Raw genomic sequence first — 19,223 nt, 5'->3', positions numbered from 1 at the left:
GGACTCGGGCGTCTGCCTGCTCCGCCAAGTCCGCACGGATCTGTCCGTCGGCCGACGGGAGGGTTTCGGGGCCCGCCTCGCCCCCGACGGCGCCGGCGTTGCCCGCTGCGGGATTAGGGAGACCTGCGCGTCAGTGGTACGACGGACAATCGCCTCATCGACTCAGGGGGTGTCGGACATGGGATCGATTGAGTCCTACGAGACAGCAGCAGGCAAGCGATATCGGGTTCAGTACCGAACGCCTGACCACCGCAACACGATGAAGCGTGGCTTCACTACGAAGCGTGCCGCGGAACTCTTCCTCTCGTCGGTCAACGTCTCCCAAGCCAAGGGCGAGTGGGTCGACCCGACGAAGGCGAGAACACCGGTCTCGCACGTGGCCGAAGAATGGTTCCGTGCCCAGGTGCAGGTGAAGCCGACGACTCGCTCGGGCTACCGATTCCACCTTGACAAATATGTGCTTCCTCGCTGGGGCAACATAAGACTCGTGGACGTTCGACACAGCGACGTCCAAGCATGGGTGGGCGAGCTCTCGGCCAGCCTCGGCCCGTCCATGGTGCGGCAGATACATCTCGTGCTGGCGAGCGTGTTGAAGTATGCGATCCGCGATGGGCGCATCACCCTCAACGCCTCCGACGGCGTTCAGCTGCCGAGGTTGTCCTCCCGCGAGCACGGCTACCTGACACACGCGCAAGTGCGGGCGCTAGCAACAGAATGCGGCGAGCACGGCGACATCGTCCTCTTCCTCGCGTACACGGGTCTCCGCTGGGGCGAGATGGCCGGTCTTCAAGTCAACCGCGTCGACTTCACGCGCCGACGACTCGACATAGCTCGAGCGATCTCCGAACCGCGGGGAGTGATCGTGTGGGGAACGCCCAAGAATCACGAGCGGCGCTCTGTGCCATTCCCCGATCTGCTGACCGCTCCGCTAGAGGTACGGTGCGCCGGTCGCGACCCAGACGAGCCGGTGTTCGTTGGCGCCGACGGTGGGGTGCTCAGGGCCGGCAACTTCCGCAACCGCGTCTTCAACGCTGCGGTCGCTCGGTGCATGCACAAGGACGACAGCTTTCCGCGGCTGACACCTCACGACCTCCGGCACACCGCAGCGTCACTCGCGGTCTCGGCCGGAGCCAACGTCAAGTCCGTGCAACGGATGCTCGGCCACGCGTCCGCCGCCATGACCCTCGACGTCTATGCGGACCTCTTCGACGATGACCTTGATGACGTTGCGAACGCCCTCGATGCCCAAGCAGCGAAATCAGTTGTAGTCAAAATGTAGTCAAACGCCATTTCGTCGGCCTCACTAGGCCTACAGAAAACCCCCGGAATCCGCATCGGACCGGGGGTTTCTCTGGTGGCTCCGACCGGCATCGATCCGGTGACCTTTCGATTTTCAGTCGAACGCTCTACCAACTGAGCTACAGAGCCGGGAGGCACGAAGTCGCGCCCACCTAGACGGAAGCCCTTCCGAGTGGAAGGGCTTGTCGCCGTGGCGACCCTGACGGGACTTGAACCCGCGACCTCCGCCGTGACAGGGCGGCACGCTAACCAACTGCGCTACAGGGCCTAACTGTGGTGCTTATTGAATTGTAAAGGATGCCATCGTGACCCCAACGGGATTCGAACCCGTGCTACCGCCGTGAAAGGGCGGCGTCCTAGGCCACTAAACGATGGGGCCGGATCGTCTCGAACCGCTTTCGCTTTTCGATGACCACCGACGCATAAGCATACGGAAGTCCCCGACAGAATGCCAATCGGGGTTGCAGCCCGGGCGGGTCGATCGCCCCGGGTTCCCGCCACGCCCCGATGAAATGCCCGGTGAGAGGCCGGACGCCCTGGAGGATTGCGAACGACGGCTCCCTGTCGTCCGTGCGAGCCGCACGTGGTCCCGATCGAGCACCGCCGCCCTCCCCCGAGCCGGGCGGCGTATGGTGATGTTGCTAATGTTGCTCCTGGTGATGACGAGACCCGTGTTGATCGTGTGACAGCCGATGTTCCATCCGACGGGTTGAAGGTGACGATGAGATACGCGACGAGAGACGACACGCACCGGCGCAGGCCGCGCCGGGCGCTGCTGCGCCTCCTCGCCGTCGGCGCCATTGCCCTGACCGGGGTCGTCGGCTCCATCGCGGCGCCGGCGTACGCCGACCAGTACCCGAGCTGGCAGGACGTCCAGAACGCCAAGGCCAACGAGGCGGCGGCTGCGGCCCAGGTGACCCGCATCACGACCCTGATCGCGCAGCTCGACCAGGAGGTCTCCGACACCCAGGCGGCCGCGGTCAAGCGCGGCGAGGAGCTCCAGGCGGCCGTGGCGGCGTTCGACGCGGCCGACATGAAGGCCAGGGATCTGGAAGCCCAGGCCACCGCCAGCCAGCAGAAGGCCGACGCCGCGGGCGCCCAAGCCGGCAAGCTCGCCGCGCAGCTCTACCGCACCGGCGGGCGCAACCTCACCGCCAACATCTTCCTCAGCGGCAACGGCGCCAGCGGGACGAACCCCGAGACGCTGCTGACCAGCCTCGGGAGCATGTCCAAGCTCACCGAGCAGTCCGACAAGGTCTACACCGACGCCCGCGTGGCCCAGAACACCGCCAAGGCGCTGTCGGCGCAGGCGGAGGTCGCCAAGGCCGAGCGCGAGAAGCTCCGCGTCTCCGCGACCGCCGCCCTCCAGGCCGCGGTCGCCGCCGCGAAGGCAGCGCAGGCCAAGCTCGCCGAGCAGCAGAAGCAGATCGTCGTCATGCAGGCGCAGCTCGCCGCCCTCCGCGACACCACGGCCAAGACGGTCTCGGGCTACGAGGCCGGCGTCGCGGCAGCGGCCGCGGCGGCGGCGGCGCGGGGCTCGGGAGGCCTCCCCGGCGGCTACGTCGGGCCGCAGGGCTGGGCGGTCCCGGCCGCCGGACCGATCACCGACGGCTTCGGCCCCCGCCCGTCCCCCGGCGGGATCGGCAGCACGTACCACATGGGCATCGACATCGGCGCCTCCTGCAACGCACCCATCTACGCGGCGTACGGCGGCACCGTCGTCTACGCGGGGCCGGACGGCACCCACGGCAACTACGTCCTCCTCGACAACGGCGGCGGCATCCAGACCGGCTACGCGCACATCCGCAACGGCGGCATCCTCGTCGGCATCGGCCAGAGCGTCGGGGCCGGCCAGCCGATCGCCCGCGTCGGCAGCACCGGCGCCTCCACCGGCTGTCACCTGCACTACGAAGTGCTGGTGAACGGCCAGAAGATCGACGGAATCCCGTTCATGAGAGCAAGGCAGGCACCCCTTGGCTAGCGATACTCCGAAGAACTCCCGTACCCGCACCGGCCTCGCGATCGGCGCAGGCGTGATGGGCGCCGTCACGGCCTCCATCGGCATCGTCGCCCCGGCGCAGGCCGTCGACTACCCGTCCTGGAACGACGTGCAGCAGGCGAAGGCCAACGTCGCCAACCAGCAGGCGATGATCGCGAACATCACGACCCTGATCAGCGGCCTCCAGAGCAGCGTCGACGCCGCCCGCATCGCCTCCGAGAAGGCGGCGGAGGCCTACTTCCAGGCCAAGGACGCACTCGCGAAGGCGACGGCGAAACAGGCCGACCTGGAGAAGCAGTCGGCGGACGCGGCGGCGAAGGCCAAGACCTCGCAGATGCGTGCCGGCCTCCTCGCCTCCCACCTGGCCAAGTCCGGCGGCAGCACCGACGTCAGCACCGAGCTCCTGCTCAAGGGCGGCGGCTCCGGCTCCAACGCCGACAAGCTGCTGTTCCAGCTCGGCACCATGAGCAAGCTCACCGAGCAGTCGAAGGCCGTCTACGACCAGGCGACCAAGGACAAGAACACCGCCGAGTCGCTGAACGCCCAGGCCAAGACGGCCAAGACCGAGCGCGAGAAGCTCTCGGCCGCCGCCGACCAGGCGCTGACCGCCGCGCAGAACGCGCAGTCCGCCGCCCAGGCGGCGCTGGTCGAGCAGCAGAACAAGTCGACCGAGCTGGTCGCCCAGCTCGCGACCCTCAAGAACACCTCGACCCAGGTGGAGGCGGCATACCTGCAGGGCGAGAAGATCCGGCAGGAGCAGGCGGCGGCCGCAGCGGCTGCCGCAGCGGCGGCGGAGGCGCAGCGTCAGGCGCAGATCCGCCAGCAGCAGCAACAGCAGCAGGCCCAGCAACAGGCCGGCGGCGGCTCGTCCGGCGGTGGTGGCGGAGGCGGCGGCGGGGGCGGCCCGGTCGCACCGCCGAACGGGAACGTGGTCGACACCGCCATCTCGTATGCGAAGGCGCAGCTCGGCAAGCCGTACATCTTCGGCGGCGAGGGCCCGACGGGCTACGACTGCTCCGGCCTGACGATGAAGTCGTACGCCTACGCGGGCGTCTACATCGGCTCCCACTCGGTCAACGACCAGTTCTTCACCGCGGCCAATCGCGGCCAGATCGTGCCGTACAGCCAGCGCCAGCCCGGCGACCTCATCTTCTGGGGAGACTCGCCCGGTAACTTCTACCACGTCGGCATCTACCTCGGCGGCGGCATGATGATCGCCGCCCCCACCGAGGGAGACGTCGTCAAGATCCAGTCCGTCTGGGGCTCCCCTGGGGCCAGGTAGCCCGCCCCAGCGCCTGACCCAAGCCGCCGAGACGGCTCGAATTACGCAAAAAACCGCCGAGTGGGCAGATCTTCTGCCCACTCGGCGGCTTTGCGTTGCGTCAGTGGCCCTCGGCGGCGAGCTTGACGAAGCCGGCCTCGACGATCTGCTCGGCCTCCGCGGCGTCGCCCCAGCCCTCGATGTTGACGAACTTGCCCGGCTCGAGGTCCTTGTAACGAGCGAAGAAGTGCTCGATCTCCTTGCGGGTCTGCTCGGGGATGTCGTTGACGTCCTGGATGTGCAGCCAGCGCGGGTCCTTGTACGGCACGGCGATCACCTTGGCGTCGCTGCCGGCCTCGTCGGACATGTTCAGCACACCGACCGGACGCACCTTGATGCCGACGCCGGGGAAGACCGGGTACTCGAGCAGCACCAGCACGTCGACCGGGTCGCCGTCGAGGCCCAGCGTGTTCTCGAAGAACCCGTAGTCGGTCGGGTACACGAAGCTGGTGAACAGCACGCGGTCCAGGTAGACGCGGCCGGTCTCGTGGTCCACCTCGTACTTGTTGCGGCTCCCCTTCGGGATCTCGATGACGACGTCGTATGCGGCCATGCCGATGCTCCTTAGCTGTTGGAAATCTGCACTAACGTTACTGGATGCGCCTCAACGGGTCCTCGGGTGAAGCTGCGGGTGGAGCGCCGGACGGGGCTCCACGCCGGCCGCGGCTGACGCCGCCGATCGCCGATGCCCGCCGCGCGGTGCGGGAGGCCCTGGCCGCCGCGGCCGGCCTGCCCGCTGTCGACCCGCACGACGACCACGGCCCTGCCCGGCCTGCGCCGCTCGCCCCCGGGGCGCTCGTGCTCGTCGGGCTGAGCGGGGGAGCGGACTCCCTCGCCCTCGCCGCCGCGACCGCGTTCGAGGCCCCGCGCCGCGGCTACCGGGCCGGCGCGATCGTGATCGACCACGGCCTCCAGCCCGGCTCGGCGGAGGTCGCAGCGGTCGCCGCCGCGCAGGCCCGCGACCTCGGCCTCGACCCGGTGCTCGTGGAGCCCGTCACCGTCGCACCCGGAGCGGCTGGCCCCGAGGGCGACGCGCGCGCCGCACGGCACGCCGCGTTCGACCGCGCCCGCGCGGACACCGGCGCCGCTCGCGTGCTGCTCGCCCACACCCTGGACGACCAGGCGGAGACCGTCCTGCTGGGCCTCGCCCGCGGCTCCGGCCCGTCCAGCCTCCAGGGGATGCGCCCCGACACCGGTACGCTGCTGCGCCCGTTCCTCGGCCTGCGCCGCCGGACGACACGCGCCTTCTGCGTCGACAGCAGGCTGACCCCCTGGGACGACCCGCACAACGACGACCCCGCCTTCGCGCGCGTCCGCGTCCGCACCCGGCTGCTGCCCGCGCTGGAGGACGAACTCGGCCCCGGTGTCGCCGAGGCGCTCGCGCGCACCGCCGACCAGCTCCGCGAGGACGACGACGCCCTCGACGGCCTCGCCCTGGAGTGGGCCCAGGAGTTGGTCAGCCAGACCGAGGACGGCGCGGTCGCGCTGGACGTCCGCGGCCTCGCCGCCGACCCCGCAGCGCTCCGCCAGCGCATCATCCGGCTGGTCGTCTCCGCCGAGTTCGGGGTGTCCCTGAGCAGGGCGCACACCCTCGCCGTCGCCGAGCTCATCACGGGCTGGCACGGCCAGGGACCGCTCAGCCTGCCAGGCGTTAGAGTTGTCAGGCAGAACGGCCTGCTCACGTTTCACCCCGACAGCTAAGGACAGCGCCTCCCTCATGGAACTCACGGACGTTCACGACGACCTGACCGAGATTCTGATCACCGAGGAGCAGATCCGCTCCCGCATCGCCGAGCTGAGCAGGGTCGTGGAGGCCGACTACGCGGGCAAGGACGTCCTGCTCGTCGGCGTCCTCAAGGGCGCCGTCATGGTGATGGCCGACCTGTCCCGCGAGCTGCGCATCCCCGTCACGATGGACTGGATGGCGGTCAGCTCCTACGGCAGCGGCACCGCGTCGAGCGGCGTCGTGCGCATCCTCAAAGACCTGGACACCGACCTCAGCGGCAAGACCGTGCTGATCGTCGAGGACATCATCGACTCCGGGCTCACGCTCTCGTGGCTGCTCGCGAACCTGCACAGCCGCGGCCCGGAGTCGATCGAGATCTTCGCGCTCCTCCGCAAACCGGAGGCCGCCCGCGTCGAGATCGACGTGAAGTACGTCGGCTTCGACATCCCCAACCAGTTCGTCGTCGGCTACGGCCTCGACTACGCCGAGCGCTACCGCAACCTCCGCGGCGTCGGTATCCTGGCGCCGGCCGTCTACAGCTAGGCGGCGCCGCGGCCGCCCTCAGCGGCGGTAGACCTCACGCCGGTGGGCAACCCGCAGCACGAGGATGACCAGCCGGTCGTCCTCGATGTCGTAGACGATCCGGTAATCGCCCACCCGCACCCGCCACGCGCCGCCGCTGTCGGCCAGCGGCTTGGCGGCGGGAGGCCGCGGCGCCTCGGCGAGGAGCTCGACGGCCGCCTGGATGCGGCGGCGCGCCGGTGGGTCCAGCTTGCGCAGTTCCCTGGCCGCCGCCGGCGCGACGTCGATCCGGTAGGTCATGCCAGGCCGAGCTCTGCCTTCACGTCCTCCCACGGGATGGGTTCGGCCGCCGTCTCTTCCAGCTCCCGGCGGGCGGCGACGGCGGCCTGGGCGTCGTCCAGCTCCTCCAGCCGCTCGACCATGCGGTCGAAGTCGTCGGCGTCGACCAGCACGGCGACACGGCGACCGCGCCTGCTCAGGGAGACGAGCTCATGCTGCAGGTGCGCGCGGTCCACAAGGGCGCCGAGGTGCTGCTTCGCATCGGAAATGGGCATGAGTGCGGTCATACCGACCATGCTAGCCCATATAGACCTATTAAGCCCTGAATGGACCATTTCAACCGAATAGCCCGATTCGACCCTGTCGACTTGCGCCCGCCTCCACAGAGTGGTCCGATGACCCCATGCCCTACGAACCCACCGAGCTGTACCGACGCTGGCTCGCCGCGTGGAGCGACCGGCACGCGGCGCTGGAGCCCATCATCGCGGGCGACGCCGTCGGGCACTGGCCGGAGGGCGACGTCGTCGGGCCGCGCGGGTTCGCCCGGGCCATCGCGGAGACCGTCGACCAGTTCGACCGGGTCGAGTTCGACGTCCAGGCAGGGCCGCTCGTCGGAGACGGGTTCGTGGCGGCGCGATGGGTGCTCACCTGCTCCCTGGGGGACGAGACGATGTCGTTCGCCGGGCACGACTTCGTGCGGGTGGAGGACGGCGTCATCGCGGAGTACTGGCCGGCCATCCTCCCGGCCTCCTGATCCGGCCCCGGATCGGCGCGACGACTGGCGTACACGGCCATCCGCGGTAAGCGCGCCCAGAGCGAACACGCAGCCGACCCACAGCGCCCAGGCGGTACTGTGGTCGCACCATGAACCTCAAGAAGATCTTCCGCGGCCCGATCCTGTACGTCGTGCTCGCGATCATCGCGGTGTGGATCGGCTCCAGCCTGATCACCATGTCGGGCTTCAAGCCCGTCACCACGCAGCAGGGGCTCGACCTCCTGCAGCAGGACAAGGTGTCGAGCGCGAAGATCGTCGACGGCGAGAACCGCGTCGACCTCACGCTCAAGCAGGCGGACGGCGCCAACGGCAACCAGGTGCAGTTCTACTACGTCACCCCGCGCGGCGCGGACATCGTCAAGGCGATCGACGACGCCAACCTCCCGAAGGGCTACGACGACTCCGTCCCGCAGCCCAACTGGTTCGTGAACATCCTCGGCTTCCTCATCCCGGCGCTGCTCATCGGCGTGTTCTTCTGGATCATGATCTCCGGCATGCAGGGCGGCGGGAACAAGGTCATGCAGTTCGGCAAGTCCCGGGCGAAGCTCGTCACCAAGGAGACGCCGAAGGTCACCTTCGACGACGTCGCCGGGTCCGACGAGGCCATCGAGGAGCTGCAGGAGATCAAGGACTTCCTCAAGGAGCCCGCCAAGTTCCAGGCGGTCGGCGCGCGCATCCCCAAGGGTGTGCTGCTGTACGGCCCTCCCGGAACCGGCAAGACGCTGCTGGCCCGCGCCGTCGCGGGTGAGGCGGGCGTCCCCTTCTACTCCATCTCCGGCTCGGACTTCGTGGAGATGTTCGTCGGCGTCGGTGCGAGCCGCGTCCGTGACCTGTTCCAGCAGGCCAAGGAGAACTCCCCGGCCATCATCTTCATCGACGAGATCGACGCGGTCGGCCGTCACCGCGGCGCCGGCCTCGGCGGCGGTCACGACGAGCGCGAGCAGACGCTCAACCAGCTGCTGGTCGAGATGGACGGCTTCGACCCGAAGACCAACGTCATCCTGATCGCGGCGACCAACCGTCCCGACATCCTCGACCCCGCGCTGCTGCGTCCCGGCCGCTTCGACCGACAGATCGGCGTCGACGCTCCGGACATGCTCGGCCGCAAGAAGATCCTGGAGGTGCACGGCCGCGGCAAGCCGCTGGCGGCCTCCGTGGACCTCGAAGTGCTCGCCCGCAAGACGCCCGGCTTCACCGGCGCCGACCTGGCCAACGTGCTCAACGAGGCCGCGCTGCTGACCGCCCGCTCCAACGCGCAGCTCATCGACAACCGCGCGCTGGACGAGGCCGTCGACCGCGTCATCGCCGGTCCGCAGAAGCGCACCCGGGTCATGAAGGACCAGGAGAAGCTGATCACCGCGTACCACGAGGGCGGCCACGCCCTCGCCGCCGCGGCGATGCGCCACACCGACCCGGTGACCAAGATCACCATCCTCCCGCGCGGCCGCGCCCTCGGTTACACGATGGTCATGCCGCTGGAGGACAAGTACTCGGTCACCCGCAACGAACTGCTCGACCAGCTCGCCTACGCGATGGGCGGCCGCGTCGCCGAGGAGATCGTCTTCCACGACCCGACCACCGGCGCCTCCAACGACATCGAGAAGGCGACCTCCATCGCCCGCAAGATGGTCACCGAGTACGGCATGAGCGCCGACATCGGCTCGGTCAAGCTGGGCCAGGCGAACGGCGAGATGTTCCTCGGCCGCGACATGGGCCACCAGCGCGACTACTCGGAGCGGATCGCCGAGCGCGTCGACGCCGAGGTGCGTGCGCTCATCGAGAAGGCGCACGACGAGGCGTGGGAGGTCATCAACGACAACCGCGCCGTGCTCGACCGCCTCGCGGCCGCGCTGCTGGAGCACGAGACGCTCGACCACAACCAGATCGCCGAGATCTTCGCCGACGTGAAGAAGCTGCCGGAGCGCCCGCAGTGGCTGTCCAGCGACAAGCGTCCGATCTCCGACCTTCCGCCCATCCCGTTCCCGAAGGCGCCCATCGACGCCGGCGCGGTGGACGGCGGAGTCGACTCGGAGCCGCCGTCGTCGAAGCCGAAGCGTGCTCCCGCCATCAAGCCGCGGCCGGCGACGGCCTAGGCCGCGCACCGCATGACCGGATTCGATCGCGCACGCATCGAGGCGGCCGTCGCCGAGATCCTCGCCGCCATCGGCGAGGATCCGTCGCGTCCGGGCCTGGGCGACACCCCGTCGCGCGTCGCCGACGCCTACGCCGAGTTCTTCTCGGGCGTGGGCGTCGACGCGCGTCAGCAGCTCGGTGAGCCGGTGCCGCTGGAGGACGCCCGCGCCGAGACCGTGATCCTGCGTGACATCGCCTTTCGGTCGGTGTGCGAGCACCACCTGCTGCCGTTCCTCGGTGTCGCGCACGTGGCGTACCTGCCCGGGGACACGGTGATCGGCCTCGGCCGCATCCCGCGCGTGATCGAGACGCTGTCGTCGCGCCCGCAGCTCCAGGAGCGCCTCACCGAGCAGATCGCGGACACGATCGAGGAGGGCGCTCAGGCCCGCGGCGTGCTCGTGGTCCTGGACGCCTCCCACGAGTGCGTGACCACCCGGGGCGCACGCCAGACCCGAGCCACCACCGTCACCATGGCCGCGCGCGGCGCCTTCAGCGAGCCCGCCTCCCGCGCCGAGCTGATCGCGCTCATCGGCGTCGGCGCCGCGCGCGACGAGGCGTCTGCGTGACGCTCATCATGGGCGTCCTCAACGTGACGCCCGACTCGTTCAGCGACGGCGGCCTGTGGCTGGAGCCGGAGGCGGCGGTCGCGCACGCGCTCGACCTGGTCGCGCAGGGCGCCGACCTGATCGACGTCGGCGGCGAGTCCACCCGGCCCGGCGCGCTGCGCGTCGACCCGGTGGAGGAGCGCGCCCGCGTCGTGCCCGTCATCCGCACGCTCGCCGAGCACGGCGTCACGGTCAGCGTCGACACGCTCAACGCCTCCACCGCGCGCGCCGCTGCCGATGCCGGCGCCGCGATCATCAACGATGTCTCGGGCGGACTGGCGGACGCCGGGATGCCGGACGCCGTGCTGGACACCGGGCTCCAGTACGTCGTCATGCACTGGCGCGGCCGGCTCGACGCCGCCGACTCGCGCGCCGTCTACGGCCACACCGTGGCGGAGGTGCGCTCCGAGCTGTCCGCCCGGGTCACCAGCCTCCTCGACCACGGCGTCGACCCGGCCAAGCTCGTGCTCGACCCCGGCCTCGGCTTCTCGAAGAACGCCCAGCACAACTGGCAGGTGCTCGCCGGCCTCCACGAGTTCGAGACCCTCGGCTACCCGGTGCTCATCGGGGCGTCGCGCAAGCGGTTCCTCGGCACCCTGCTCGGCGACGGCGCCACCGTCGAGGACCGCGACGCGCCGACCGCCGTCATCTCCGCGCTCGCCGCGCAGGCCGGCGTCTGGGCCGTGCGGGTGCACGACGTGGCGTCCACGCGGATGGCCCTGGATGTGGTGCAGGCGTGGCAAGCTGGACGCGATGACTGATTCCGCTGCCGTGTCCGTCTCGCGCACGCCGACGGACGCGATCGTGCTGACCGGGCTGCGCGTGCGGGCGAACCACGGGGTGTTCGACTTCGAGCGCGAGAACGGCCAGGACTTCGTCGTGGACGTGACCGCGTACCTCGACCTGTCGCCGTCCGCGGCCTCCGACGACCTCGCCCGCACCGTCCACTACGGCGAGTTGGCGAACGAGATCGCCGACGCCGTCCGCCGCGATCCGGTCGACCTCATCGAGACGGTCGCGGAGCGCGTGGCCGGGGTGGTGCTCGCGCACGACCCGGTGCACTCGGTGGAGGTCACGGTGCACAAGCCGGACGCCCCGATCGAGGTGCCGTTCGGCGACGTGGCCGTCCGCATCCTGCGGGGCCGGCCATGACGCCGCCGAACCGCATCGGGCGGCCCGAGCGCCTGCGTGTCGGCGTGCCGGCGGTGCTCGCGTTCGGCAGCAACCTGGGCGACCGCGTCGCCACCATCCGCGAGGCGCTCCGGCTGCTCGCCGACGACCCCGGCCTCCGCGTCGAGGCCGTTTCGCGGCTCTACGAGACGCCCGCGCTCAAGCCGGAGGGCATCGACGAGGAGGCGCCCGCCTACCTCAACGCCGTCGCGCTGATCAACACGATTCTCGACCCGCTGGCACTGCTGGCGGCGGTCAACCACGTGGAGGACGCCCTCGGCCGCGTGCGCGAGGAGCGCTGGGGAGACCGCACCATCGACATCGACATCGTCGACTACCAGGGGATCGTCGCCGACGACGACCCGCGCATCGTCCTCCCGCATCCCCGCGCGCACGAGCGCGCCTTCGTCCTGGTGCCGTGGCTGGACGTGGACCCGGACGCCGTGCTGCCGGGCTACGGGCCGGTGGCCGCTCTGGCGGCCCAGGCGACCGACCCGGTGACGCTGTACGAGGCGGGCGACGCATGAACCGCACGCGTCCCACCTCCCTGATCGGCCTCGGGGTGCTCGGGCTGGTCGTGGGCTTCCTCGGGGAGCTCGCGGCGTCGGGCACCGGCGTCGCGGTGTTCATCCCGCCCCTGACGCTGCCGATCACGCTGGTCGCCGTCGCGATCATCGTCGTGGCGTTCGCCGTCCCGATCCGCCGGGCCGTCCGCGGACGCAGCTCGCGCCGCATCGACCCGTTCCAGGCGACGCGCATCGTCGTCCTCGCCAAGGCGTGCAGCCTGAGCGGCGCGCTGCTGACCGGTGCGGGCGCCGGCATCCTGATCTACATCCTCACCCGGGACGTGCTGCCCGCCTCGAACGCGGTGCTTCTGACGGCGCTCGGCACGGCGGGCGCTGTGGTCCTGCTCGTCGCGGGCCTGGTCGCCGAGTTCTTCTGCACCCTGCCGCCCGACGACAAGGACGACGACCCGGAGGCCGCTCGTGCCCGCTCGCATTGACCTCAGCGTCGGGGAGTGGAACCGCGTCTCGCCGAAGTACGTCGTGGTAGTCGTCGTCAGCACCCTCCTCACCGGGATCGTCCTGAGCGCCGGGACGGTGTTCCTCTGGCTGGTCGCGGGCTGGTCGTGGGCGTGGACCCTGCTGGTGGTCGTCGTGGTCGCGACGCTGATCGGGCTGTTCATCGCGAACCGGCGCACCCGCTCGATCGGGTATATCCTGCGCGCCGACGACCTGCTCTTCCGGCGCGGGATCATGTTCCAGCGCTTCGTGTCGGTGCCGTACGGGCGCATGCAGCTCATCGACATCACGCGCGGGCCGGTCGGGCGGATGCTCGGGCTGGCCGACCTGAAGTTCGTGACGGCGGCGGCGTCGACGAACGTCGTCGTCCCCGGTCTCCCGGAGCCGCAGGCCGCGGAGCTGCGGGACCGGCTGGTGGAGCTGGCGGAGAGCCGCCGGGCAGGGCTGTGACCGTTCCGGAGCCCACGGGCGTGCCGCAGAGCGGGGCGCCGGGAGCGCCACTGCCGGGCGGCCCGCTGAACGCCGCCGAGCGCGCCGCCGAGCGCTTCACCGACGGCGAGTGGCACCGGCTCCACCCCGCGACGCCGCTGCTGCGGGGCGGCATCGTGTTCATCGCGGTCCTGGGCTTCGTGCTGTCCAACCTCCGCGAACGGCTGGTGGGCTTCTTCGTCGGAGCGCCGGACCTCGGCGGCGACCCGATCGACGCGATCTACAACCACGGCTGGGAGGGCTGGGCGCTGCTCGGCGTCGCCGTCGTGCTGTTCGGCTGCCTCGCCGCGTTCTACGTGTCCTGGCGGATGCACAGCTTCCGGATCACCGGTGACGCGGTGGAGGTGCGCAGCGGCATCCTGTTCCGCACCCAGCGCAAGGCCAGGCTCGACCGCATCCAGGGCATCAACGTGCAGCGGCCGCTGCTCGCGCGCATCTTCGGGGCAGCGAAGCTGGAGATCTCCGTGGCCGGGCACGACGCGAACGTGACCCTGGCGTACCTCGGGTCGGTGCTCGCCGACGGCTTGCGGTCGGACGTGCTGCGGCTCGCGTCGGGTGTCCGGGAGGCGGAGGCTGCGGCCCCGGCCGGCGGCGTCGCCGTCGCGGCCTCGCGCACCGCCCAGGTCGGCGACTTCGTCAGCCGGCGCATCGACGACTTCCTCGCGCCGGAGCTCGACCCGAACGCGGCGCCTCCGGAGTCGGTCGTGAAGATCCCGCCCGCGCGCCTCGCCGGCTCGCTCGTGCTGAGCGGCTTCACGGTGTTCGTGATCGCCGTGATCGTCCTGCTGGTGATCGGCTCGGCGGGCGGCGCGCCCTGGCTGCTGATCGTCGTCCTCCCCGGCCTGATCGGCTCGGCGAGCTTCTACATCAACCGCTTCACGAAGTCGCTGCGGTACTCGATCGCGGGCACGCCGGACGGCGTCCGGATGGGCTTCGGCCTGCTCACGACGAGCAACGAGACCCTGCCGCCCGGCCGCATCCACGCCGTCGAGGTGCTGCAGCCGCTGCTCTGGCGGCCGTTCGGCTGGTGGCAGATCCGCATCGACACAGCCGGCCACACGCGCGAGAAGGGCGCGGCGGGCCAGCCGAACACGACCATGCTGCCGGTCGGCGACCAGGCCGATGTGGCGAAGGTGCTGTCGCTGGTGCTCCCGGCGTTCACCGAGGAGCACAGCGCCGCGATCATGGAGGGCATGACCTCCCGCGGCCGCGACGCGTTCACCGGCAGCCCGCGCCGCGCGATCTGGCTGCGGCCGTTCTCGTGGCAGCGCACCGGTTTCCGGATGGTGGACGGCGCAGTGCTGCTGCGCCGCGGCTTCGTCTGGCGGAGCCTCGCGGTGGTGCCGCTGGCCCGGCTGCAGAGTCTGGAGCTGCAGCAGGGCCCGCTCGACCGGCTGCTCGGACTGGCGGAGGCGCGCTTCCACACCGTGTCCGGCCCGGTGCATCCCCGGCTCGGCGCGATGGACGCGGCCACCGGCGAGCGCCTGTTCGAGAGCGTGGCGGTGCGCGCCGTGGCGGCCGCCGCCGCCGACCGCACCCACCGCTGGAGGGACACCCCGGGATTCGTGCAGAATGTCGACTCCAGTGCCACGAAAGACGACATTCGGCACGAATCCGACGAGGAGGACGCATGAACGACAGCACCCGCCGCTCCGGCCGCCTCGGCCTCGGCATCATCGGCGCCGGACGCGTCGGACCCGTGCTCGGCGCCGCGCTCGCCGGAGCGGGCCACGCGATCGTCGGCATCTCCGCGGTGTCCGCCGAGAGCCGCGAGCGCGCCCAGGCGATGCTGCCCCAGGCGCCCATCCTGGAGGTCCCGACCCTGGTCGAGCGCAGCGAGCTCGTCATCCTCGCCGTCCCCGACCGCGAGCTGCCCGGCCTCGTCTCCGGCCTCGCCGCGACCGGCACCTGGCAGCCGGGCCAGCTCGTGCTGCACACTGCTCCGGCCTACGGCGTCGAGGTGCTGCGCCCGGCCGCGGAGGCCGGCGCCATCCCGCTGGCCGTGCACCCCGCGTTCGAGTTCACCGGCACCAGCCTCGACCTCGCCCGGCTGGCGGAGAGCTGGTTCGCTGTCACCGCGCCCACCCCGGTGCTCCCGATCGCGCAGGCCCTGGTGGTCGAGATGGGCGGCGAGCCGGTCGTGATCGCGGAGGCCGACCGCCCCGCCTACGCGGAGGCCATCGCGACGGCGACCGCGTTCTCGCGCTCGATCGTGGAGCAGTCCACCGGCATCCTCGCGGGGATCGGCGTGGAGAACCCCGGATCGTTCCTCAGCTCGCTGCTGCGTTCGGCCGTCGACAACGCCCTGACCCGTGCGGGAGCGCCCACGGCGCTCGACGTCGGCGACGTGCTGGAGGCGCTCGGCGGCGCGGCGCACGGCCCGGCCGAGGGCGACCCGGGCGACGACGGTCGCGGCTGGTACCTCCGCGGCGAGTAGCCTGGATGCGGCCGCGTCGCCCGCACTGCGCCGGCGCCCGCGACCTCACCGCCACCACCCCGGAAGGACCGTCATGCCCGACGTCGTGACCACCATCGCCGAACTGCGCGAGCGGGTGGCCCACGCCAGGCGGGAGGCCGCGCTCGACGGTCCCGCCGACGCCCCCGTGGGCCGGGTCGTGCTGGTCCCGACGATGGGCGCCCTCCACCGCGGCCACCTGAGCCTCGTGAGCCGGGCCCGGGACCTGGGCGGCTTCGTGGTCGTCTCCATCTTCGTCAACCCGCTGCAGTTCGGGCCGAACGAGGACCTGGACCGCTACCCGCGCACCCTCGACGCCGACGTCGCCGCGCTCGACGGCCTCGCCGACCTGGTCTTCGCGCCGACCGCCGCCGAGATGTACCCGGACGGGCCGTCCTCCACGCGGGTCTCCGCGGGAGAGGTCGGCCGGCTGTTCGAGGGCGTCTCGCGTCCGGGCCACTTCGACGGGATGCTGACCGTCGTCGCCAAGCTGCTCAACATCGTCCAGCCCGACGTCGCCGTGTTCGGCCAGAAGGACGCCCAGCAGGTGCACCTCGTCGGCCGCATGGTCGACGACCTCGACCTCCCGGTGACGATCGCCGTGGTCGACACCGTGCGCGAGGAGGACGGCCTCGCGCTCTCCAGCCGCAACCGCTACCTGGACGAAGACCAGCGGAGGGCCGCCATCACCCTGTCGCAGGCGCTCGCCGCCGGCGCGTCCGCGGCGTCCGGGGAGTGGCCGCCGCCCTCGCAGCCGCGACCGCGCGCGTGGAGGCCGAGCCGGTCGTTAAACTGGACTATCTCGCGATCGTCGATCAGGACACGTTCCTCGATGCGGGTGCGGACCTCCACGGCCCCGCGCTCCTGCTGATCGCCGCCCGCGTCGGCTCCACCCGCCTGATCGACAACGCCCGCATCACGCTCGGCTGAACCTCCCCACGCCGCACGCCCCGAACAGAACCGCCGGAACGGAAAGACACGATGACCGAAGCGCCCGCCACCGACCTCAACGCCGACGGCGACCTCACCGCCGACGAGATGAGCGAGCAGAAGGCCGTCCGCCTGGCCAAGCGTGAGCGCCTCATCGCCGAGGCCGGCGACGCGGGCGGCGGCGCCTACCCGGTGCAGGTCCCGGTGACGACGACCATCCCCGAGGTGCGCTCCGCCTGGGGCCACCTGGAGGCCGACCAGGCCTCCGGCGAGACCGTCGGCCTCGCCGGCCGCGTCGTCCACCAGCGCAACACCGGCAAGCTCTGCTTCGCCGTGCTGCAGTCGGGCGACGGGTCGCGCCTCCAGGCGATGATCTCGCTCGCCGAGGTGGGCGAGGAGTCGCTGGCGCGCTGGAAGGAGCTGGTCGACCTCGGCGACCACGTCTTCGTCTCCGGCGAGGTCATCTCCAGCCGTCGCGGCGAGCTGTCGATCATGGTCCGCGGCTGGGAGATCGCGTCCAAGGCGATCCTGCCGCTGCCGAACCTCCACAACGAGCTCAACGAGGAGACGCGGGTCCGCAGCCGCTACCTCGACCTGATCGCGCGCGAGCAGGCCCGACGCAACGTGCTCGACCGCGCCGCAGCCGTCGCCAGCCTCCGCAGCACCTTCGCCGGGCAGGGCTTCGTGGAGGTCGAGACGCCGATGCTGCAGGTGATGCACGGCGGCGCCTCTGCCCGCCCGTTCGTCACGCACTCCAACGCGTTCGACACCGAGCTGTTCCTGCGCATCGCGCCGGAGCTGTACCTGAAGCGCGCCGTCGTCGGCGGCATCGACCGGGTGTTCGAGATCAACCGCAACTTCCGCAACGAGGGCGCGGACTCCACGCACTCGCCCGAGTTCGCGATGCTGGAGGCCTACCAGGCGTACGGCGACTACAACTCGATCGCCGACCTGACCCAGCAGCTCATCCAGGACGCCGCGGTCGCCATCTCCGGGTCGCACGTGGTCACCTGGGCCGACGGCACCGAGTACGACCTGGGCGGCCAGTGGGACCGCATCCGCATGTACGACAGCCTCTCGGAGGCCATCGGCGAGGAGATCACCCCGCAGACCCCGATGTCCCGGCTGCGCGAGCTGGCCGCGGAAGCCGAGATCGAGGTGCCGCACCCGCTGCCCGGCAAGTACGTCGAGGAGCTGTGGGAGCACCACGTGAAGTCGGGGCTCGTGCGCCCGACGTTCGTCATGGACTTCCCGGTCGACACCAGCCCGCTCGTGCGCGCACACCGCTCGCGCGAGGGCGTGGTGGAGAAGTGGGACCTCTACACGCGCGGCTTCGAGCTGGCGACCGGCTACTCCGAGCTGATCGACCCGGTCGTGCAGCGCGAGCGCTTCGTGGAGCAGGCGCGCCTCGCGGCCGCCGGCGACGACGAGGCGATGCGCCTGGACGAGGAGTTCCTGCGCGCCCTGGAGTTCGGCATGCCCCCCACGGGCGGCATGGGCATGGGCATCGACCGCCTCCTCATGGCCCTCACCGGCCTCGGCATCCGCGAGACCATCCTCTTCCCCCTCGTCAAGTAGCCGCGCTCATCCCCTCCATCCGTTCCGGAGTTGTGTACGCGACACGCCGTGTGCGGGCGTACATAACTCCGGAAGCGATAGCGGGGGCGCTCAGCCGCGCTGGTGGAGGTGCGCCTGCGTGAGCGCCTCCATCTCCTCGTCGGTGAGCTCGTCCAGTTTCTTGCCCTCGCGGCGGTCCAGGCGCATCCAGCGGATGAACAGGATGACCAGGATCGGGACGTCCGCGACCTCGGCGATGAACCACAGGAAGTCGCCCGACAGATGCTGGTCGTGCAGGGCGTTCGGGAACCACAGCGGCAACGGGCCGACGACCGCCGGCGCGTGGTCGAGCACGGCGTCGTTGAGCCGCAGCAGCAGGCCGGGGATGGCGTCGAGCAGCAGCGCGACGAAGGCCAGCAGGAACTCGACCGTGATGAAGAAGCTGGTGCGCATCACCGAGTGCGCGGCGATCGGCAGCACCATCAGCAGGCCCGCGAGCGGAACCAGCACGGAGATGGTCCACTCCGACCACGGGTTGTCGCGGAGGACCGCCGCGACCGGCGTCAGGAAGATCATGAAGGCCGCGCACGCGAAGACCGTCGCGAAGATCGCGTTGCCGAACAGTCGCACCGGCCGTGACTGCAGGAACCCGTCGGTGCGCCCCTGACCCGTGCTGCCCAGGGCCACGCGGGCGAGCGCGATCGGCCTCCCGAGGCTCACGAGCGCGGGGACGACGAACAGCAGCAGCGCGATCCGCGTCGTGAACGCCCAGCGCAGCACCTGGCTCTCGGCCCCGAGGAAGCCGAACGAGATGACCGCGTACGAGCCGAGCCCGAGCAGCAGGTACATCCACGTCAGCCGCGCGGGCCAGTGGTGACCGCGGCGCCGCAGCGACAGCACGCCGCCGAGGTAGAGGGCGGCTGCCGCGACGAGCATGATCG

At 70.8% G+C, this 19,223-nt stretch carries 20 protein-coding genes, 3 tRNA genes and 1 pseudogene; 17 read left to right on the top strand and 7 right to left on the bottom strand.

Annotated elements, in window-relative coordinates:
• Nucleotides 1–178: 178 nt before the first annotated feature.
• Nucleotides 179–1,279 (top strand): tyrosine-type recombinase/integrase, encoded by a 1,101-nt coding sequence (locus tag ACQ86L_RS09115; protein WP_434318864.1) that lies wholly within the window; start codon nt 179–181, stop codon nt 1,277–1,279.
• A 73-nt stretch (nt 1,280–1,352) separates the two neighbouring features.
• Here ACQ86L_RS09115 and ACQ86L_RS09110 read toward each other — a convergent pair.
• From ACQ86L_RS09110 to ACQ86L_RS09100, 3 genes are all read right to left on the bottom strand, one after another.
• Nucleotides 1,353–1,428 (bottom strand) — tRNA-Phe (locus tag ACQ86L_RS09110).
• Between the two features lie 62 nt (nt 1,429–1,490).
• Nucleotides 1,491–1,567: transfer RNA gene (locus ACQ86L_RS09105), tRNA-Asp, on the bottom strand.
• 38 nt (nt 1,568–1,605) lie between these two features.
• Nucleotides 1,606–1,678 (bottom strand) — tRNA-Glu (locus ACQ86L_RS09100).
• A 342-nt stretch (nt 1,679–2,020) separates the two neighbouring features.
• Here ACQ86L_RS09100 and ACQ86L_RS09095 point away from each other — a divergent pair.
• Both ACQ86L_RS09095 and ACQ86L_RS09090 read left to right on the top strand, forming a co-directional pair.
• Nucleotides 2,021–3,280, top strand: coding sequence for a M23 family metallopeptidase (locus ACQ86L_RS09095; protein ID WP_434318863.1), 1,260 nt, complete (start codon nt 2,021–2,023; stop codon nt 3,278–3,280).
• Nucleotides 3,273–4,580, top strand: coding sequence for an NlpC/P60 family protein (locus tag ACQ86L_RS09090; RefSeq protein ID WP_434318593.1), 1,308 nt, complete (start codon nt 3,273–3,275; stop codon nt 4,578–4,580). Before ACQ86L_RS09095 ends, ACQ86L_RS09090 begins: the two co-directional genes overlap by 8 nt.
• 100 nt (nt 4,581–4,680) lie before the next feature.
• Here the strand turns inward: ACQ86L_RS09090 and ACQ86L_RS09085 are convergent, their stop codons facing one another.
• On the bottom strand, nt 4,681–5,172 hold the full coding sequence (locus ACQ86L_RS09085; RefSeq protein WP_434318592.1) for an inorganic diphosphatase: 492 nt from the start codon (nt 5,170–5,172) through the stop codon (nt 4,681–4,683).
• A gap of 44 nt (nt 5,173–5,216) precedes the next feature.
• On the opposite strand from ACQ86L_RS09085, the gene tilS reads away from it, so the two are divergent.
• Nucleotides 5,217–6,320, top strand: a complete 1,104-nt coding sequence (tilS, locus tag ACQ86L_RS09080) for a tRNA lysidine(34) synthetase TilS (RefSeq protein ID WP_434318591.1) — start codon at nt 5,217–5,219, stop codon at nt 6,318–6,320.
• Nucleotides 6,321–6,336: 16 nt separating this feature from the next.
• Complete coding sequence (hpt, locus tag ACQ86L_RS09075; RefSeq protein WP_434318590.1) at nt 6,337–6,888, top strand: hypoxanthine phosphoribosyltransferase; 552 nt, start codon at nt 6,337–6,339, stop codon at nt 6,886–6,888.
• A gap of 18 nt (nt 6,889–6,906) precedes the next feature.
• Here hpt and ACQ86L_RS09070 read toward each other — a convergent pair whose 3' ends face one another.
• A complete protein-coding gene (locus ACQ86L_RS09070) occupies nt 6,907–7,167 on the bottom strand; it encodes a type II toxin-antitoxin system RelE family toxin (RefSeq protein WP_434318589.1) in 261 nt (86 codons plus the stop codon).
• A complete protein-coding gene (locus ACQ86L_RS09065) occupies nt 7,164–7,433 on the bottom strand; it encodes a type II toxin-antitoxin system Phd/YefM family antitoxin (protein ID WP_434318588.1) in 270 nt (89 codons plus the stop codon). Before ACQ86L_RS09065 ends, ACQ86L_RS09070 begins: the two co-directional genes overlap by 4 nt.
• A 116-nt stretch (nt 7,434–7,549) precedes the next feature.
• Here ACQ86L_RS09065 and ACQ86L_RS09060 point away from each other — a divergent pair, with 116 nt between their 5' ends.
• From ACQ86L_RS09060 to lysS, 12 genes and pseudogenes are all read left to right on the top strand, one after another.
• On the top strand, nt 7,550–7,900 hold the full coding sequence (locus tag ACQ86L_RS09060; RefSeq protein ID WP_434318587.1) for a nuclear transport factor 2 family protein: 351 nt from the start codon (nt 7,550–7,552) through the stop codon (nt 7,898–7,900).
• A gap of 110 nt (nt 7,901–8,010) precedes the next feature.
• A complete protein-coding gene (gene ftsH, locus ACQ86L_RS09055; protein WP_434318586.1) occupies nt 8,011–10,014 on the top strand; it encodes an ATP-dependent zinc metalloprotease FtsH in 2,004 nt (667 codons plus the stop codon).
• A gap of 12 nt (nt 10,015–10,026) precedes the next feature.
• Nucleotides 10,027–10,620, top strand: a complete 594-nt coding sequence (gene folE / locus ACQ86L_RS09050; RefSeq protein ID WP_434318585.1) for a GTP cyclohydrolase I FolE — start codon at nt 10,027–10,029, stop codon at nt 10,618–10,620.
• On the top strand, nt 10,617–11,420 hold the full coding sequence (gene folP / locus ACQ86L_RS09045) for a dihydropteroate synthase (RefSeq protein WP_434318584.1): 804 nt from the start codon (nt 10,617–10,619) through the stop codon (nt 11,418–11,420). Before folE ends, folP begins: the two co-directional genes overlap by 4 nt.
• Nucleotides 11,413–11,811 carry a dihydroneopterin aldolase gene (gene folB / locus ACQ86L_RS09040; RefSeq protein ID WP_434318583.1) on the top strand — a complete coding sequence of 133 codons (399 nt, stop codon included), beginning with the start codon at nt 11,413–11,415 and terminating at the stop codon, nt 11,809–11,811. The genes folP and folB overlap by 8 nt, the downstream gene beginning before the upstream one ends.
• Nucleotides 11,808–12,356: a 2-amino-4-hydroxy-6-hydroxymethyldihydropteridine diphosphokinase gene (gene folK / locus ACQ86L_RS09035; protein WP_434318582.1), complete on the top strand. Its 549-nt coding sequence runs from the start codon at nt 11,808–11,810 to the stop codon at nt 12,354–12,356. The genes folB and folK overlap by 4 nt, the downstream gene beginning before the upstream one ends.
• Nucleotides 12,353–12,832, top strand: coding sequence for a DUF3180 domain-containing protein (locus tag ACQ86L_RS09030; RefSeq protein WP_434318581.1), 480 nt, complete (start codon nt 12,353–12,355; stop codon nt 12,830–12,832). Before folK ends, ACQ86L_RS09030 begins: the two co-directional genes overlap by 4 nt.
• A complete protein-coding gene (locus ACQ86L_RS09025; RefSeq protein ID WP_434318580.1) occupies nt 12,816–13,301 on the top strand; it encodes a PH domain-containing protein in 486 nt (161 codons plus the stop codon). The genes ACQ86L_RS09030 and ACQ86L_RS09025 overlap by 17 nt, the downstream gene beginning before the upstream one ends.
• A complete protein-coding gene (locus tag ACQ86L_RS09020; protein ID WP_434318579.1) occupies nt 13,298–14,974 on the top strand; it encodes a PH domain-containing protein in 1,677 nt (558 codons plus the stop codon). The genes ACQ86L_RS09025 and ACQ86L_RS09020 overlap by 4 nt, the downstream gene beginning before the upstream one ends.
• Nucleotides 14,971–15,777 carry a Rossmann-like and DUF2520 domain-containing protein gene (locus ACQ86L_RS09015; RefSeq protein ID WP_434318578.1) on the top strand — a complete coding sequence of 269 codons (807 nt, stop codon included), beginning with the start codon at nt 14,971–14,973 and terminating at the stop codon, nt 15,775–15,777. The genes ACQ86L_RS09020 and ACQ86L_RS09015 overlap by 4 nt, the downstream gene beginning before the upstream one ends.
• A 73-nt stretch (nt 15,778–15,850) precedes the next feature.
• Nucleotides 15,851–16,725, top strand: a pseudogene (gene panC, locus ACQ86L_RS09010) (pantoate--beta-alanine ligase).
• Between the two features lie 51 nt (nt 16,726–16,776).
• Entirely contained in the window at nt 16,777–18,303 is a 1,527-nt protein-coding gene (gene lysS, locus ACQ86L_RS09005) for a lysine--tRNA ligase (RefSeq protein ID WP_434318577.1), read from the top strand.
• 90 nt (nt 18,304–18,393) lie between these two features.
• On the opposite strand, the gene ACQ86L_RS09000 is transcribed toward lysS, so the two are convergent.
• Nucleotides 18,394–19,218, bottom strand: a complete 825-nt coding sequence (locus ACQ86L_RS09000) for a cytochrome c oxidase assembly protein (protein WP_434318576.1) — start codon at nt 19,216–19,218, stop codon at nt 18,394–18,396.
• Between the last annotated feature and the right edge of the window lie 5 nt (nt 19,219–19,223).

It is taken from the genome of Leifsonia sp. P73, from assembly GCF_051059105.1.
Lineage (GTDB): Bacteria > Actinomycetota > Actinomycetes > Actinomycetales > Microbacteriaceae > Leifsonia.
This window is presented reverse-complemented; position numbering and strand designations above follow the sequence as displayed.